General features: G+C 69.4%; 14 protein-coding genes. 9 read left to right on the top strand and 5 right to left on the bottom strand.

From position 1 onward, the window contains the following. The first annotated feature begins 72 nt into the window (after window positions 1-72). Complete coding sequence (locus NDI65_RS03005) at window positions 73-921, top strand: heme-copper oxidase subunit III (protein ID WP_089778410.1); 849 nt, start codon at window positions 73-75, stop codon at window positions 919-921. Window positions 922-1,027: 106 nt separating this feature from the next. Here the strand turns inward: NDI65_RS03005 and NDI65_RS03010 are convergent, their stop codons facing one another. After that, the gene (locus NDI65_RS03010; RefSeq protein WP_089778413.1) at window positions 1,028-2,686 is read right to left on the bottom strand and encodes an NAD-binding protein; all 1,659 of its coding nucleotides are present in this window, start codon (window positions 2,684-2,686) and stop codon (window positions 1,028-1,030) included. Window positions 2,687-2,739: 53 nt separating this feature from the next. Between NDI65_RS03010 and NDI65_RS03015 the strand changes: the two genes are divergently transcribed. Both NDI65_RS03015 and NDI65_RS03020 read left to right on the top strand, forming a co-directional pair. Further along, window positions 2,740-3,084 carry a hypothetical protein gene (locus NDI65_RS03015; protein ID WP_089778415.1) on the top strand — a complete coding sequence of 115 codons (345 nt, stop codon included), beginning with the start codon at window positions 2,740-2,742 and terminating at the stop codon, window positions 3,082-3,084. Window positions 3,085-3,259: 175 nt separating this feature from the next. Continuing rightward, entirely contained in the window at window positions 3,260-4,138 is an 879-nt protein-coding gene (locus NDI65_RS03020; RefSeq protein WP_310893394.1) for a CDP-alcohol phosphatidyltransferase family protein, read from the top strand. On the opposite strand, the gene NDI65_RS03025 is transcribed toward NDI65_RS03020, so the two are convergent. Further along, the gene (locus NDI65_RS03025; protein WP_310893395.1) at window positions 4,139-5,044 is read right to left on the bottom strand and encodes an SAM-dependent methyltransferase; all 906 of its coding nucleotides are present in this window, start codon (window positions 5,042-5,044) and stop codon (window positions 4,139-4,141) included. 160 nt (window positions 5,045-5,204) lie between these two features. Here NDI65_RS03025 and NDI65_RS03030 point away from each other — a divergent pair, with 160 nt between their 5' ends. Then, complete coding sequence (locus NDI65_RS03030) at window positions 5,205-7,418, top strand: hypothetical protein (protein ID WP_089778417.1); 2,214 nt, start codon at window positions 5,205-5,207, stop codon at window positions 7,416-7,418. 286 nt (window positions 7,419-7,704) lie between these two features. Here NDI65_RS03030 and NDI65_RS03035 read toward each other — a convergent pair whose 3' ends face one another. Next, complete coding sequence (locus NDI65_RS03035) at window positions 7,705-8,010, bottom strand: hypothetical protein (RefSeq protein WP_004043804.1); 306 nt, start codon at window positions 8,008-8,010, stop codon at window positions 7,705-7,707. A gap of 232 nt (window positions 8,011-8,242) precedes the next feature. Here NDI65_RS03035 and NDI65_RS03040 point away from each other — a divergent pair, with 232 nt between their 5' ends. From NDI65_RS03040 to NDI65_RS03050, 3 genes are all read left to right on the top strand, one after another. Further along, window positions 8,243-9,574 carry an adenylosuccinate synthase gene (locus tag NDI65_RS03040; RefSeq protein ID WP_089778418.1) on the top strand — a complete coding sequence of 444 codons (1,332 nt, stop codon included), beginning with the start codon at window positions 8,243-8,245 and terminating at the stop codon, window positions 9,572-9,574. A gap of 108 nt (window positions 9,575-9,682) precedes the next feature. After that, complete coding sequence (locus NDI65_RS03045) at window positions 9,683-9,868, top strand: methytransferase partner Trm112 (RefSeq protein ID WP_013035425.1); 186 nt, start codon at window positions 9,683-9,685, stop codon at window positions 9,866-9,868. 57 nt (window positions 9,869-9,925) lie between these two features. Then, complete coding sequence (locus tag NDI65_RS03050) at window positions 9,926-10,507, top strand: hypothetical protein (protein ID WP_089778421.1); 582 nt, start codon at window positions 9,926-9,928, stop codon at window positions 10,505-10,507. Between the two features lie 48 nt (window positions 10,508-10,555). On the opposite strand, the gene NDI65_RS03055 is transcribed toward NDI65_RS03050, so the two are convergent. Then, the gene (locus NDI65_RS03055) at window positions 10,556-11,725 is read right to left on the bottom strand and encodes a DR2241 family protein (protein ID WP_089778423.1); all 1,170 of its coding nucleotides are present in this window, start codon (window positions 11,723-11,725) and stop codon (window positions 10,556-10,558) included. Next, window positions 11,725-12,603 carry a CbiX/SirB N-terminal domain-containing protein gene (locus tag NDI65_RS03060; protein WP_089778425.1) on the bottom strand — a complete coding sequence of 293 codons (879 nt, stop codon included), beginning with the start codon at window positions 12,601-12,603 and terminating at the stop codon, window positions 11,725-11,727. Before NDI65_RS03060 ends, NDI65_RS03055 begins: the two co-directional genes overlap by 1 nt. 190 nt (window positions 12,604-12,793) lie before the next feature. Here NDI65_RS03060 and NDI65_RS03065 point away from each other — a divergent pair, with 190 nt between their 5' ends. Continuing rightward, a complete protein-coding gene (locus NDI65_RS03065; RefSeq protein ID WP_089778428.1) occupies window positions 12,794-13,288 on the top strand; it encodes a hypothetical protein in 495 nt (164 codons plus the stop codon). Between the two features lie 66 nt (window positions 13,289-13,354). Further along, window positions 13,355-15,106: a globin-coupled sensor protein gene (locus NDI65_RS03070; RefSeq protein ID WP_089778430.1), complete on the top strand. Its 1,752-nt coding sequence runs from the start codon at window positions 13,355-13,357 to the stop codon at window positions 15,104-15,106. Window positions 15,107-15,203 lie beyond the last annotated feature (97 nt).

Here is a 15,203-nt window from a genome sequence, read left to right on the forward strand (position 1 = left end):
TCGAGACCCATGCGGTCCCGTGACGAACGCAGTTTGGGAGGATTTTTAGTAACCCAAGCATAACGGGCGTCTATGAGTACCGAAGAAGCACACGACGACCACGGCCATCACCTGCCGGCGGTTCAGGACTGGCCGCGCGGCTTCGGCGAGGCGAGCTGGTGGCCGTTCGTCACCGCCGTCGGTGGCGCGGGCATCTACGCCGGTGCCGGGCTGTACGTCTTAGGACAGGACGGAATCGTCGGTCAGACGGCGGGTCCCGCCGTGTTCATCGGCAGTATCTTCCTCTTCCTGGCCGGACTCTACGGCTGGTTGTACCACGCGTTCGTGAGCCACTTCTGGTCGCGCGACGCGAGCCAGAAGAGCGCATCGAAGCTCCGCTGGGGCATGATTGCGTTCCTCGGCTCCGAACTCGGGACGTTCGGCGCGCTGTTCACGTACTACTTCTTCATCCGCGCGGGGACGTGGCCGCCGCAGGAGCTACCGGAGCTAACCGGGTCGTTAGTGTTGGCCAACACCGCAATCCTCATCATATCCAGTTTCACGCTCCACTGGGCGCACGTCGCAATCCGCGAGGAGAACCACCGTAACTTCGTCCTCGGCCTCGCGGTCACGCTCCTGCTCGGCGTGATATTCATCGGCGGGCAGGTGTACGAGTACTACGAGTTCATCGTCCACTCGAACTTCGCCATCACCGACGGCATCTTCGGGTCGGCGTTCTACGGCCTCACCGGCCTGCACGGCCTCCACGTCAGCCTCGGCGCGGTGCTTCTCGGTATCGTCTTCGTCCGCGCGCTCCGCGGGCAGTACTCCGCCGAGCGTCACGTCTCCGTCAGCACGGCCTCGATGTACTGGCACTTCGTGGACGTCGTCTGGATCTTCCTCGTCGTCGTCCTCTACGTCGGCGCGGAAGTCGGCGCGTAACGCCACCGTCCGTCGCCGCGACGCCGCGGCACCGATTCTTTCGAACCGCTCTTTTCCGAGAGCCGCGACCGTCGACCGACGGCCGGACCGACCCGTCAGCGGCCGCTCACCCGAACTGTTCGTTGAACCGGTAGATGTCCTCGTCGACGCCGGCGACGACGAGGTCGTCGTCCGCTTCGACCCGGAACGCCGGCCCGATTTCGGTAACGAGTTCGCCGCCTCGCTCGACGGCGATGACGGTGCAGTTCGTCCGAGCGCGAACGTCGGCCCCGGCGAGCGTCCGCCCCACGAGGCCGGGCGCGTGCGTCCGGACGATTTCTATCTGGGACTGCGGGGCGATGACCTCCTCGTCGAGCACCGTCGAGGCGAGCATCCGCCCGGCGACCGTCGACAGCGCGAGGACGTAGTCCGCGCCGGCGCGGTAGAGTTTGGCGATGCTCTCGGTCTCGTTGGCGCGGGCGATGACCTCCGTCTCCTCGGAGACGCGCTCGGAGACGAGGGTGGCGAAGACGGCCGTGGTGTCGTTGTCGAGCGCGAGGAGGACGCCGCGGGCCTCGGAGACGTTCGCCTCGGCGAGCGTCTGGGGGTCTGTGATGTCGCCGACGAGGTCCACGCCGGGCTTGTCCCGTTTGTCGACGACGAGGTGCGGGACGCCGGCGCTCGCCAGCGTCTCGGCCGCGGTGGAGCCGACCTCGCCGTATCCGGCGACGATGACGGTCCCGCGGCGGAAGCGCCGCGCCGACGACAGCGTCAGCGCGCGGAGCTCTTCGAGTTGCTTCTCGCGGCCGACGACGAGCAGGATGGTGTGTTCGTCGATGACGGCGTCGGGGGCGGGCGGGGAGACGAACTCGCCGGAGAACCACGCGCCGATGACGTTGACGCCGGTGACCTCCCCGATGCCGCTTTCGGCGATGGTCCGGTCCTCGACGGGGCTCCCGCGCTGGACGAGCAACTCCGCGACCTCGAAGTCCTCGCCGATTTCGATGGCGTCGCCGAGCTCGGAGGAGATGGACGTGGTCGCCTTGCCCGCGAGGCTCTCGCCGAGGAGCCGGCGCGGCGAGACGACCCGGTCGGCCCCGGCGTAGCGGTGGTAGTCGGCGACCTCGGGGTCCTCGATGAGACTGACCACGCGGGCGTCCGGCGCGGCCTGCTTCGCGGCGAGGATGACGCTCGCGTTCGTCTCGTCGTCGTCGTCGGCGACGATGGCGAGCGCCTCGGGCGCGTTCGCCGCCTCCAGCGACTCGACCTCTTCGGGGTCGCCGTGGACGACCTCGTAGCCCTCGCCGTACAGCTCCTCGGCGCGGTCGCGGTCGGCTTCGAGAATCACGTAGGGGACGTCCATCGAGTCGAGTTCGTCGACGAGGGCGTCGCCGCGCGGGGTGAACGTACAGATGACGACGTGGTCCGTGTGCGTCGACGCCGTCGGCGGCGCGGTCCGCAGGGCGTCTTCGACGAGGGGAACGAGAAACAGCGGGAGCGTGAGGAAGACGGTCGTGACGCCCGTGAGTTGCATCAGAATCGACAGCGCGAGCAACGGCGGATGGTCGACCCAAAACCGGGTCTGTTCGCCGTAGCCCGTCGTCGTGAACGTCTCGACGACGACGTGGACCGCCTGGAGGAAGGAGATGTCCTCGCCGGCGAAGAAGCCCGCCGCCCACTGGTACGCGATGGAGAACGTGAGCATCAACAGCCCGGCACCCGCGAGATAGCGGCCGAGTCGCCGCTTCGCCTTCGACAACCCGGGGCCGTCGCCCGAAATAGACATACACCCGCTATGACCGCCGGTGGCTAAAAGCGTCCTGACGCGGTAGGTGCTCCATGACCCGCCGCCGAGACGCCGCGCTCGCCGGAGCGATGTTCGTCCCCGTCGCGGCCGCGGCGGTGCTCCTGCGTCCCCCGGTGACGGCCGAGCCGGTCTTCGTCGGCGTCGTCGGGGCGCTCGCCCTCGAAATCGCGCTCTCGGTGCGGGCGTCGAGCGTCCGCAAACTGTGGGAACGACGGGGCGTGCGAGTCGCGTCCGTCGCGCTCGCCATCGTCGGCACCGCCCTCGGCGTCGTCGCCTTCGGGCCGACGTCGCTCCTCGTCGTCGCGGCCGGGCTCTCGACGTATCTGCTTCTCCTCGGAGTGGTCGAACTTCGGAGTCGCCGCTTCGGTCCCGAGTGACGCCCCTGATTCGGCCCCGCGGAGCTGTTACGCGAGGAATACTTAACCGACGTCCGTACCCCAGTACGGGTATGTGTAGCACACCGTCCGACCGCCGAGGCGACAGCCGACGACCGTGACGCTCTCGGCCGACGGGGGTGCGACCCCACCGCCGACCCGCCGGACGAGACGCCGCGTGCTCGAAACCGGCGGCGCGGCGGCCGCGGCCACGCTCGTGTTCGGCGGACTGCTCGCCACCGAGTGGGTGTGGCTGGTCTCGCGCGCCGACCCCTCGCCCGAGACCGCCGCCGCGACGTGGGCCGCCGGGACCCTGCTCGTCGTCGTCGGACTCTGCGCGTACGCCTACGCGAACGCGGACGAGAACGTCGCACTCGGCGACGGACGCGAATCCGAGTCGGCAGAACCGGGCCGCCCGTACGACAGCCTCGGAGTCCCGACCGCGGTCACACTCACCCGCGGGTTTCTCGTCGCGGGCGTCGCCGGCGTGGCCGGCGTGGCGCTCCACGGGCCGCTGAGTCCGTCGTGGGCGTGGGCCGCCGCCGTCGGCTACGGCGTCGCCGCCGCGCTCGACGCGCTCGACGGGGCGCTCGCCCGCAGGCTCGACCGCGTCAGCCGACTCGGCGCGCGACTCGACACCGCGGTCGACGCCTTCGGCCTCCTCGTCGCCCCCCTCGCGGGCGTCCTCCTCGGGGAACTCGCGTGGTGGTATCTCTCGGTCGGCGCGGCGCGGTACGTGTTTCTCCTCGGCCGCCGACTCCGCGAGCGGGCGGGCCGGCCGACGTTCGACCTCCCGCCCCGCGCGTCGCGGCGCGTCCTCGCCGGCGTCCAGATGGCCGTCGTCCCGCTGGCGCTCGCGCCCGGCGTCTTCGACCCGTGGATGCCCCTCGTGACCGGCGTCGCGGCCGCGGCGCTCCTCGTCGGCTTCGCTCGGGACTGGGGCTACGTCTCGGGGCGATTCGGGGGTGTCGCCGACGCCGACGCCGACACCCGGGACGGAAGCGGCGGCAACGACGGACGGAGCCGAGGTGACGGGAACGCGTCAGCGCCCGAGTAATCAGTCGAGTTCGGCCAGCACGTCGAGGTTGTGAGCGATGTACGCGAGTTCGTCGCCCGCGAGGCCGTCGTGTCGGGCGCGGAGCCATCCGTCGAGCGTCTCGCGGTCGACCGCGTCCGCCTCGCCGACGGACGCCTCGACGAAGCCGAGGATTCGGTCGAGGAAGACTCGCGCCTCCGTGTCGTGCGGCGGGTGGACGACCCAGTCGGAGCCGCCGGCCGCGACGACGGACGCGCCGAGGTCGGGGAGGACGGAAAGCAGGTCGGAGCCGGTGTCCGGGCCCGCGCGGTCGTCGCCGCGCATCGTCTCGTGGTACGCGCCGAGGACGTCGTCGTCGTGGGGGTGGCTCGGGCGGAACGCGGTTCGGCCGTCGAACGTGACGGGCGCGTAAAAGAGGCCGTCGTCGGTCAGCCGCGAGAGGAGCGCGGCGACCGCGCGGCGAAGCGGGAGCACGTCGAGGACCGCGTGGGCGACCACGAGGTCGATGGCCTTCGGGAGGACCGTCATCGCCTCGAAGATGTCGCTCGTCACGTAGGTGAGAGAGACGGAGCGGCCGTGGCGGTCGATGCGGAAGCCGTTCGACGTCGGCTCGGCGGTCCAGCCGGCGGCGCGAGCCCACTCGGCGAACGCCGCGGCCGCGTTGTCCGCCATCCCGCGCGTTCGGTCGACGAGGACGTACTTTATCTCGTCGTGCGCGTCGAAGACGCCCCACGAGAGGAGTCGCCGGCACATCGCGCCCGTTCCAGCCCCGACCGAGACGACGCGAAGCGGCTCTCCCGAACGCGACTCGGCGCGCGCCTCCAGCCGGTCTTCGAGGCTCGCCAGCGTCGGTCGGTGGAGCGCGCGGTCGTCCACGGACTCCTTCGCGCGGAGGTAGTGGACGAACCGGTCGTCGTGGCTGGTCACGACCGACTCGTCTCGGCGGACTCGTATAACCGTTCTCCCGGCCGGGCCGACGGACGCGAGCGAATCTGTCACGACGGACGCGCTGAAGTGTGAACTGAGCTAAACGTTCACTCGGTTCGCCCGGAAAGTATTTGATTCGGTTCCGGTGATGTAACGCCAAATGGATAGCGAGATTATCGACGCGGTGACCGGGTGGGACTCCGCGCCCGCCGAACGAGGCCACGGTGGCCTCCGGTCGCTCGCGGACGACGGCTTCACAGGAGCCGTCGTCGCTGGCATGACGTGGGGATTCATGCTCAACGGCCGTCTCCTCGGGGTTTTCGACGGGACGGTCGATGATTTCGAGGGTGAATCGTTCGAGGCGTATCGCGCACCGGACTCGGCGCTGCCGCTCCTGTACGCGATGCGGGAGACCGGCGGCGACGTCCGCGCGCAGTACTACACGGAGGAGACGCCGCTGCAGGACGCCGACGGAACGCTCTCGGCGGGCGGCTTCACCGGCTACGTCGAACTGTCGGAGAACGTGCTCTCGGGCGACTACTACGTCGTCTACCACGGGGGGAAGTCGATGAGCGCCGCCTTCGTCGGCAACAGCAGGCGACTCATCACCGGCGACGAGGCGTTCGAGCGCGCGAGCGACGAGGTTGGCATCTACAAGGTCTACGACGTGGACATCGACCTCGTCGACATTCCCGGGGGCGACCCCGACGAGGAGGCCGACGAGACGGCGGGAGTCGCCGCGGGCGGCGTCGCTCCGGCGGGTGACGAAGAGGTCGAGGACGACGCCGAGGGCGCAGACGACCCCGCGGCCGCCGACGAACCGGCCGCGTTCGAGACCGCCGACGCTGACGACGACACCGACAAGGGCGAACCAGTCGATGACGGGTCGGCGGACGAAGAGCCGACCCCTGCCGTCTCGGCCGACGCGGCCGCGGACGACGCCGAGCCGTCCGACTCGTCGACTCCCGACGACGGGGAGACCGAGGCGACTCCCGACCCGTCTGCCCCGCCGAGCGGGCCGCAGTCGCCGGCGCAAGCCGAGCCGACCACGCCGCCCGCGAAGCGGCCTGCGCCCGAGGAGTCCGAGTCGCGGTCCCCGACGGCCGAGGGGTCGGTCGTCGTCGACACCCCGCAGAAGAACGGCGAGCAGGCGTCTCCGGAGCCGCCCGCGGGGGACGACGCGACCGGCGACGACGTGTTCTCCGCCGAGGCGCAGTGGCGAAACGCCCGGTCGATTCCCTCGCTCGACCCCCGCGACGCCGAGGGCGAGTCCGTCGACGGCCGCCCCGGGACGCCACGGAGCCACCAGCGGAACACGAAGCAGGCGACGCATCACCGCCCGTCGCGGGGCGGCGCGGGCGGCGGCTCCCGTCCGTCACCGGAAGACCAGCCGACCCAGCAGCAGTCTCAGCCGGCCGAACAGACGCCGGAAGAGCCCGCCGTCGACCCGGCGGAAGCCGAGTCGCTGAAACAGCGAGTCGAGGCGCTGGCGTCCGAGCGCGACCGGCTCGAATCCGAGCGCGACGCCCTCCGCGAGGAGCGGGACGAACACCGCTCGCGCGCCGAGGAGCTGGAAGACCGCGTCGCCGAACTCGAATCCGAGGTCGAGCGGCTTCGGGGACAGCTCGACGAGGCGGGCATCCGGTCGACCGACCGCTCGATGTCGGCCGACGAGGCGCTCCGCGGGACGAACCTGTTCGTCCGCTACGCCCGGAAGGGCGAGGCGACGCTGGAGAAGGCCCACGACGGGCAGGCCTCCCGCGAGGAGGTCGTCGAGAACCTCCGGCTGGAACACCACACCACGTTCGACACGGAGGGGCTCGGCATCGACGGCCAGCCCTACGAGGAGTTCCTCCACGAGACGCCCGAGTACGGCTTCGCCAAGTGGGTCGTCACCGACCTGCTCTACGAAATCGGCGAGACGGGCAATCGGTCGAGCCTCGCCGGCGTCTTCGACTCGATTCCGAAGGCCGACCGAATCGAGCTGTACGGGAGCGTCTCGATACCCCTCGGCGACGGCGAATCCGAGTCGCGGCAGTTCGACATCATCGTCCGCGACCAGATGGGCGAGCCGCTGTTCGTGGCGAACCTGAACGACTCGCGGGACCCGGCGACTCGGCCGATGGTCACCCAGCTCATCAAGGACTCGAAGAGCGTCGCCAACGCGAAAGAGACGCTCGGCTCGGCGTTCGTGGTCACGAAGAGCTTCTTCGAGCCGGGCGCGCTCGAAGCCGCCACCGAGGAGACCGGCGGCGGTCTCCTGAGCCGGTCGAAGCGCAAGAGCTTCGTGAAGCTCTCGCGGAAGCAGGGCTACCACCTCTGTCTGGTGGAGGCCCGCGGCGGCGAGTTCCACCTGAACGTTCCCGACCTCTGAGTCGGCGACCCCCTCGGCGTCGCTGTTCTGTTTTGCGTTCGGTCTTCTGTGACGGCCGCGCGGAGAGCCCCGCGGCTGTCAACGTTACTGAACGATAGTAAGACGACCGCGGTGCCCGAGAGCGATTCGTGCCCGGGGGCGACCGCGGCGAGTGTCCGTGGTGTCGCGTCGGTACAGCCGGCACCGTCCGCGTCGAAGCGTCGCTAACGCGGCCGGTCCGATGTCGTGCCCGGAGAGACTCGTCGGACGAAACAGGATAGAACGACCGCGTGCGCCTGAAGTGTGGTTAGTTCTCGATTTCGGCCGCTTCCTCGATCTTCATCGATTCGAGCTTGCCGACGATTTCGTCGAGCTTGTCGTCGAGTTCGTCGACGAACTCCTGGGTGCGCTCGGTGGTGATTGCGCCCTGGCTGGAGGGTTCGATGAGGTTCTCTTCTTCGAGGACGCGGAGGGAGTAGCGGACCTTGTGGTGCGGGTAGCCCGTCTCGTTGGACATCTTCACGATGCCGATTGGCTCACTCTCGATGACCATCTTCAGGACCTGGAGATGGCGCTCCAACATATCGACTTCCTTCTCAAGTCGGTCTATCATGCCATTTGTTAACTCTTCTTGGGAGGCTTTAAGCCTTGCCCTCTGAGTCGGAGAAAAATCCGGTAACCCGACCTTACTGAGGACACTAATTAACCGTTGTGTTATCCGTCGCCACGTCAATGCGTGTTCATGGCGTATTTTTCGGTGACTGAGATTGAATTATGCACGCCTGTGCATTGCTCGTCGGCCGCGACCGTAATCTGTTTAGTCCGGCGCGGGGAACGGCCGACGTATGACTGTTACCATCGTCGGTTCGCAACTCGGCGACGAGGGCAAAGGCGCGCTCGTCGACCTGTGGGGCGGCGACGCTGACATCGTCGTCCGCTATCAGGGCGGCGACAACGCCGGCCACACCGTCGTCGAAGACGGCGAGGAGTACAAGCTTTCGCTCGTCCCGAGCGGGGCCGTCCGCGACAAGGTCGGCGTCCTCGGAAACGGCTGCGTCATCAACCCGCGGACGCTGTTCTCCGAAATCGACGACCTCCGCGAGCGCGGCCTCGACCCCGACGTGCGCCTCGCCAAGCGCGCGCACGTCATCATGCCGTACCACCGCCGCCTCGACAACATCGAAGAGGAGGCGAAGGCCGACTCGGACCTCACCGTCGGCACGACCGGCCGCGGCATCGGCCCCACCTACGAGGACAAGGCCGGCCGCCGCGGCATCCGCGTCGGCGACCTGCTCGACCCCGACGTGCTCCGCCAGCGACTGGAGTACGTGGTCCCCCAGAAGCAGGCGCTCATCGAGGACGTGTACGGTCTCGAAGCCGGCGAGGAGTGCGACGTGGAAGCGCTCGTCGAGGAGTACACCGAAATCGGCCGCCGCCTCCGCGAGGACGACATGGCCGTCAACTGCGGCGACTTCCTCGCCGAGCGCCGCGAGGCGGGCGACAACGTGATGTTCGAGGGCGCGCAGGGCACGCTCATCGACATCGACCACGGGAGCTACCCGTACGTGACCTCCTCGAACCCGACCGCCGGCGGCGCGGCCACCGGCACCGGCGTCGGCCCGACCGTCGTCGGACAGGGCGAGGTCGTCGGCATCGTCAAATCCTACCTCTCCCGCGTCGGCGAGGGACCGATGCCGACCGAGCTGAAAGACGACGACCGCGACGAAGAGCTCGCGGACTTCATCCGCGAGAAGGGCGGCGAGTTCGGCACCGTCACCGGCCGCCCGCGCCGTATCGGCTGGCTCGACATGCCGATGCTCCGCCACGCCGCCCGCGTCAGCGGCTTCACCGGCATCGCCGTCAACCACCTCGACGTGCTCGCCGGCCTCGACGAGGTCAAGGTCGGCCACGCCTACGAACTGGAGGGCGACGAACGCCTGACGATGCCCGCGACGACCGAGCGCTGGGGCGAGTGCGAACCCGTCCTCAAGGAGTTCGACACGTGGCCGGAAGTGGACTGGGCGGCCGTCGCCGAGGAGGGCTACGACGCCATCCCCGACGCCGCACAGGACTACCTCGAATATCTCTCGGACGAACTCGACGTGCCGATTTACGCCGTCGGCGTCGGCCCCGGCCGCGAGCAGACGGTCCACATCGAGAACCCGTTCGACAACTGAGCGCCGCGCTGTCGCCCGCCTCGTGGCGGCGCGTCTCCGTCCGCCGACCACCGCCGCGACGGCGGCGAACCCGTACGCTTTTACTTCGCGCAATCCACCGTCACGACGATGAAAGAATCCCTGATGGACATCCTCTGTGACCCCCTCGACAAGAGCGAACTCGAGCTGGAAGTCGACGAGCGCGACGGCGACGAAATCATCGAGGGGCGGCTCATCGGCACGGTCACCGGCGAGGTGTACCCCATCGAGGACGGCATCCCGAACCTCCTGCCGCCGGACATGCGCGACGACTGAGGAACGACACCTCATCGGACCTGAACGTTTTTCTATTCTCGTCTCGACGGTGAAGCCGTGTCGAACGCGCCGCTCACCGTCACGCTGAACGACGAGCGCCCTCACGACCTCTCGGTAGCGCCGTCGTTCTCGACGAACGGGCCGTTCTCGGTCGAACTCGCGAACGAGGGGCAGGCGGTGCACGTCTACCTCCACATCGACGACGAACTCTCGCGCGCGGCGAGCCTGTCCGAAGGGAACCACTTCGTCGACGGCGGCCAGACCAAGACCGTCGAGGTGTTCGTCACCTCGCCGCCCGAACCGGTGTCGGGGAAGCTCAAAATCGTCTCCGGCCACGGCTCGGAGACGAGATACGTCGACGTGACCGTCGAACCCGGCTCCGGTGGCAAACCGCCGGTCGACGTGGACGAGACGCTCTCAAAACCCAAGCAACCCGAGCCCGAACCGAGCGTCACCGAAAGCATCGCCGACGTGTTCCCGAGCGTCGACCCGCGTGCGGCCCCGGTGTTCGGCCTCGCGCTCCTCGCGCTCGTCCTCGCGGTGGCCCTCGCCTCGCTGTTCGAGAGCTTCGCGATCACCCTCGGTGCCGGCGTCGTCGTCGGCGTCGTCCTCGCGGCGCTGGTGCTGACGATGCGGTGACGGTATCGCGGCCCCCGAAAACGAACCGCAGAGCGCTCGCGGCGCGGCCTACTCGTCGTCGGGCGCGTCGGTCGGGACGCCGCCGAGGTTCCCCTCGTCGTCGAACAGTTTCGCGCGCAGGAACCGCGCCCGGTAGCGGTTCGCGCCCTCGTACACGTCGGCCTCGCGGATGTCGTCGGTGCGGCCGTCCGCGACGGCGTCGATGATGTCCTCGACCTGTTTTTTCTCCGAGGGCGTGAGTTCGAACTCGTACGTTTGGGTCTCCTCGCCCTCCAGCCGCGTCCACTTTCGGGACGCCGCGATGACGACGGAACACGGCTCACGGCACGGGAACGCGCCGTCGCCGCCGTCGACGTCGAGGTCGGTGCCGTCGTCGTACTGCCACTCGCGGCGCTTGACGCACTGGCTGTCGTCACAGCAGGCCTCCGCGACCCAGTCGACGTGCTCGTGGCCGTCGCCGCGGTTCCACGTCTTCACGACGCTGTACATCCCGGTCTGGCGGCCGACGGCGTCCTCCCAGTGTGCCACGTCGAGTTCGCCCCGGCGCTCGCGGTACCAGTTCGGCACCGACGCGGGGTAGAACGTCTCGACGGTCTCCACGAGGTCGCGGCCGTCGAGGTCGGGGAACACCCAGCCGCCGGCGAGGTTGTTGCCGGACTTCAGCGGGCGGTACCGACCCTTCTCGTCGTAGGTCGCCAACTGCCGGGCCGCGAGCGGTTCGCGGTAGGCGTCGAGGGCGTCGCGGTCGGCGTCGGCCTCGTCGGCGTGGCGGAGTTCGTAGGACCGCTCGCCGCGGTCGTCGACGGTGGCCGTGACGAGCAGTTGGCCCCACTCGCGGCTGACACCGTCTCGGAGGGCGTCGTAGCGCTCGGGGACGGAAGCGGCGTCGGCGTCGGCGTCGGCGTCGTTATCGCCGCCGTCTCCATCGCCGTCGCCGTCGCCGCCCGCATCGACCGGCGCGCCCTCGACCCAGCGGAGGAACGCCCGCCGCTGGGGGCTGGACTCGTCGACCACCTCGGACCAGAAGTACCAGTTCGTCGCGTAGTCGTCGCAGTCGGCGAGGGCCTCGCGGAGACCGCCCTCCGTGAGCCCCGAGAGCGTCGAGTCGGGCGTTTCGAGCCGGTAGCCGTCGTCGCCGTGGGTGACGACGAGACCGTCGAGCGAGACGCCGTCGCCGGTCGCCGCGGCGTCGACGAGGGCGTCGAGGTGGTGTCCCATCAGTTCGCCTCCTGCGGCGTCTTCCGGGTGCGTTCGCGCACGACTTCGAGGCTGTTACCGATGTCGGCACCCGCGTCGGCGGCGCGTTCGAGCACCACGTCGGCCATGAGGCCCTCGGTCCCGACCGCGCCCGCGTACCAGATGCGGTGGCCGTCGACCTCCGCGGGCACGTCGTAGCCCGCGCGGTAGTCGTCGGTGAGGCCCATGTCCTCCGGGATGTCCTCTTGGGTGTGGAAGCCGTCGGCGATGAACAGCGGGACGACCACCACGTCCTCGGAGTCGAAGTAGTCGGTCACGTCGTCCACTTCTGGCTCCTCGTCCATGTAGAGCGCCTGTACCTCGTCGAAGCGGTCCATCTCGCGGATGCGGTCGGCGTGGTACTCGATGGCCTTCGCGGAGTTCTCGTTGCGCTCGGTCCCGTGGCCGACGACGGCGAGGCCGAAGCCGTCGCCGACGTTCGGGTCGCCGGTGACCGTCTCGGCGCGGCGGACTAACACGTCGGTCATCGCCGCGTGCGTCCCGACCGGCCCGCAGTAGTGAATCGTCTTCTCGGGCACGTCGCTCGCGGTGAGGGTGACGTGCGACGCCGACAGACCGTCGGAGTCCCAGTCGGCCACGTCCCACCCGTCGAGGCGGAGTTCCCGCGGGATGACCTGCTCCGTGAAGTAGCCCTCGCTGATGAAAAGCGGGACGACGTACACCTCGTCGGCCTCCACGGTCCGGAGCACCTCGCGGATCGACGGCTCTTCCTTCCAGAAGCCGGTCCGCACCTCGTCGAACGCGCCCACCTCGCGGACCGTGTCCGCGTGGTCGTAGGTGGGGGCGCTCGAATCCGGGTTCAGGTGCGACCCGTGCGCCACGATGACCAGAGCTTGCATGTCCGGGGGTTACGAGGGGAGTGTCTTATGGACTTCGCATCGGAGAAAGGAATCTTCGGGTTCGGACAACTCGCGTTCGCCACTCGTTCAGCCGACGCGTCGCGGTGCGCCGCGGTGCCGGTCCCGTCGGCGACCCGGACGGCGGCCGACGAGCGGCGGTTTTTTGCGCACGCCCGACCACCACGGAGCCATGTCCCTCGCCGCCGACGCGCGCGACGCAGTCCGCGAACGACCGTATCTCCTCGCCGCGCTCCGCGCGGGCGTCGTCAACTACGCCGCCGCCGCGGCCGAACTCGACCTCGGCGACGACGAGGCGGTCGCGGCCGCGCTCCGCCGGTTCGCCGACGACCTCCCGCCCCTCGAAGCCGACCCCCGAGACGCCGCCGTGACGATGCGAAGCGGCGTCGGCCTCGTCGGCGAAGACGTCGAGGAGGCCGACGACGACCCCGTGCTCTCGGTCGCCGGCGTCGACCTCGCGAGCGGCGGCCCGCTCACGGCTATCATCGCCGAGGGCGACGTGGACCCGACCGTCCTCACCGCCGTCCTCTCCCGACTGGACGCCGAGTCCGTCGTCGTCGACGCCGCGGGCGTCGCGGGCGACGCGCTCGCCGTGGTCGTCCCGCGCCGACAGGGTGCCGCCGCCCTCCGCGTCGTCGAGTCCGCCGTCAGCGATTTATACGTCTGATTCGAGGCTATCAACCGTGATATCCGGCGGCCGGCGCTTATTACGTCGGAGTCGCTGAATTCGTCAATGGTTTCGCCCAGCCCACGCGACGACGACGGCAACATCTCGCTTTCATCCACGGAACTCCTCGCCGAGCTCGACCTCGACGCCGACGAGTTGGGCTGGCGGCAGTCGTTCGTCGGCTTCGACGACGAGGACGCCGCGCGCCTCGCCGACCTCCGGGGCGTCGTCGAGGCCCGCGACGAGGCGCTCGTCGACGGATTCGTCGAGCCGATTCTCGCCAACGAGCGGACGGTGGACGTGGTCGACCGCTCGGAGAGCGACCTCGACGGGCTCCGGGCGGTCGTCTCCGGCTACTACCGCTCGTTCACCGACGGGAACTACGACCGGAACCACTACGCGGCGCGCACGCAAATCGGCCTGCTCCACGACAAACTCGACATGCCGCTGCACTACTTCGGCGGGATGTTCGCCAACGTCACCGGCATCTTCGCGGACGAACTCCGCGGGCGCGCCGTCGCCGACGCCACCGAGTCGCTGTCGGGCGAGGACGCCGACCGCGTCGAAGCCGCCGTCGACGAGGCGTTCGCGGACATGATGGCCGTCGTCCGCGGGCTCAACCTCGACCGACAGGTCGTCAACGCGACCTACCTCTACTCGTACTCGCTGGACGTCCGCGAGGAGGTCAGACGGGCCAGAGAGAGCCGCGGGGACCTCGAATCGGTCGCATCCCAGCTCCACGAGGAGACCGCCGGGACGAGCGAGAGCATCGCCGAAATCGAGGAGCTGGCGGCTCGGCAGGCCGACATGACCGAGGAAATCGCCGCCGAGCTGTCGAACCTCAGCGCGACCGTCGAGGAGGTCGCGGCCACCGCCGACGACGTCTCCTCGCGGAGCGACGAGGCCACCACGCGGGCCGAGGAGGGCCGCGCCGAGGCCGGCGAGGCGATCGACGCGATGCGGCAGGTCGGCGACGACCGCGACGAGATAACCGTGAACGTCGAGGCGCTCGTGGCCGCCATCGACGAGATTCAGGACATCGTCGAGGTCATCGACGAGGTGGCCGACCGGACGAACCTGCTCGCGCTCAACGCCTCCATCGAGGCCGCCCGCGCCGGCGAGGCCGGTTCCGGCTTCGCCGTCGTCGCCGACGAGGTGAAGTCGCTCGCCAACGAGTCGAAGTCGCAGGCCGAGCGCATCGGCCAGATGATAGAGGACGTGACAGACCACATCGAGGACACCGCCGAGGCGCTGTCGTCGGCCGACGAGAACATCGACCACGGTATCGAGCGGGTCGAGTCGACCGTCGAGAGCCTCGACGAGATAACGGACTCGGTCGCCGACGTGACCGACGGCATCGACGAGGTGGCGCGGGCGACCGACGAGCAGGCGACGCTCACCTCCGACATCGCCACCTTCGTCGACGACGCGGCGACGCAGGTCGACGAGGTGACCGCCGAGATAGACCGCATCTCCGAGAGCGTCTCCGAGCAGGCCGAACAGGCCGCCGACCTCGACACGGCCGTCGAGGACTTGGACCGCGAGGCCGACCTCGAATCGTTCCGCCGGCGCGCGGAGACGACGACCGACGGCGGCGTCGCCACCAGAGGCGGGCACTACGCGCTCGCGTCGGCGGCGAACGCCGACCGCGCGGGCGGGAGCGAGACAGAATCCGCGACCGCGCCAGCGACCGGCGGCGACCCGGCCGACGGCGACCCGACCGACCGGATTCCGGCGTTCGTCAAGCGACTGCTCTCGGAGGAGACGCTGGCGAAGATTCGCCGCGGCGAGGCCGACCGCCCGGAGTGGACGAAGTAGCCGCCGCGAGGAGGTGACGACGGCGCGGCGGTCGCCCCGCCGGGCCGACTTCGTATCGGCTCCGAACCGACCGTGTTTCCGACGGGTTGAAAGTGGT

The sequence above is a fragment of the Haloferax sp. S2CR25 genome, assembly GCF_031624535.1.
Taxonomy (GTDB): Archaea; Halobacteriota; Halobacteria; order Halobacteriales; family Haloferacaceae; genus Haloferax; species Haloferax massiliensis.

What these genes read in the sequence shown, in the direction of transcription:
- NDI65_RS03005 (WP_089778410.1), top strand. Translation starts at nt 73, where the DNA reads ATGAGTACCGAAGAAGCACACGACGACCACGGCCATCACCTGCCGGCG.
- NDI65_RS03010 (WP_089778413.1), bottom strand. Translation starts at nt 2,686, where the DNA reads ATGTCTATTTCGGGCGACGGCCCCGGGTTGTCGAAGGCGAAGCGGCGA.
- NDI65_RS03015 (WP_089778415.1), top strand. Translation starts at nt 2,740, where the DNA reads ATGACCCGCCGCCGAGACGCCGCGCTCGCCGGAGCGATGTTCGTCCCC.
- NDI65_RS03030 (WP_089778417.1), top strand. Translation starts at nt 5,205, where the DNA reads ATGGATAGCGAGATTATCGACGCGGTGACCGGGTGGGACTCCGCGCCC.
- NDI65_RS03035 (WP_004043804.1), bottom strand. Translation starts at nt 8,010, where the DNA reads ATGATAGACCGACTTGAGAAGGAAGTCGATATGTTGGAGCGCCATCTC.
- NDI65_RS03040 (WP_089778418.1), top strand. Translation starts at nt 8,243, where the DNA reads ATGACTGTTACCATCGTCGGTTCGCAACTCGGCGACGAGGGCAAAGGC.
- NDI65_RS03045 (WP_013035425.1), top strand. Translation starts at nt 9,683, where the DNA reads ATGAAAGAATCCCTGATGGACATCCTCTGTGACCCCCTCGACAAGAGC.
- NDI65_RS03055 (WP_089778423.1), bottom strand. Translation starts at nt 11,725, where the DNA reads ATGGGACACCACCTCGACGCCCTCGTCGACGCCGCGGCGACCGGCGAC.
- NDI65_RS03060 (WP_089778425.1), bottom strand. Translation starts at nt 12,603, where the DNA reads ATGCAAGCTCTGGTCATCGTGGCGCACGGGTCGCACCTGAACCCGGAT.
- NDI65_RS03065 (WP_089778428.1), top strand. Translation starts at nt 12,794, where the DNA reads ATGTCCCTCGCCGCCGACGCGCGCGACGCAGTCCGCGAACGACCGTAT.
- NDI65_RS03070 (WP_089778430.1), top strand. Translation starts at nt 13,355, where the DNA reads ATGGTTTCGCCCAGCCCACGCGACGACGACGGCAACATCTCGCTTTCA.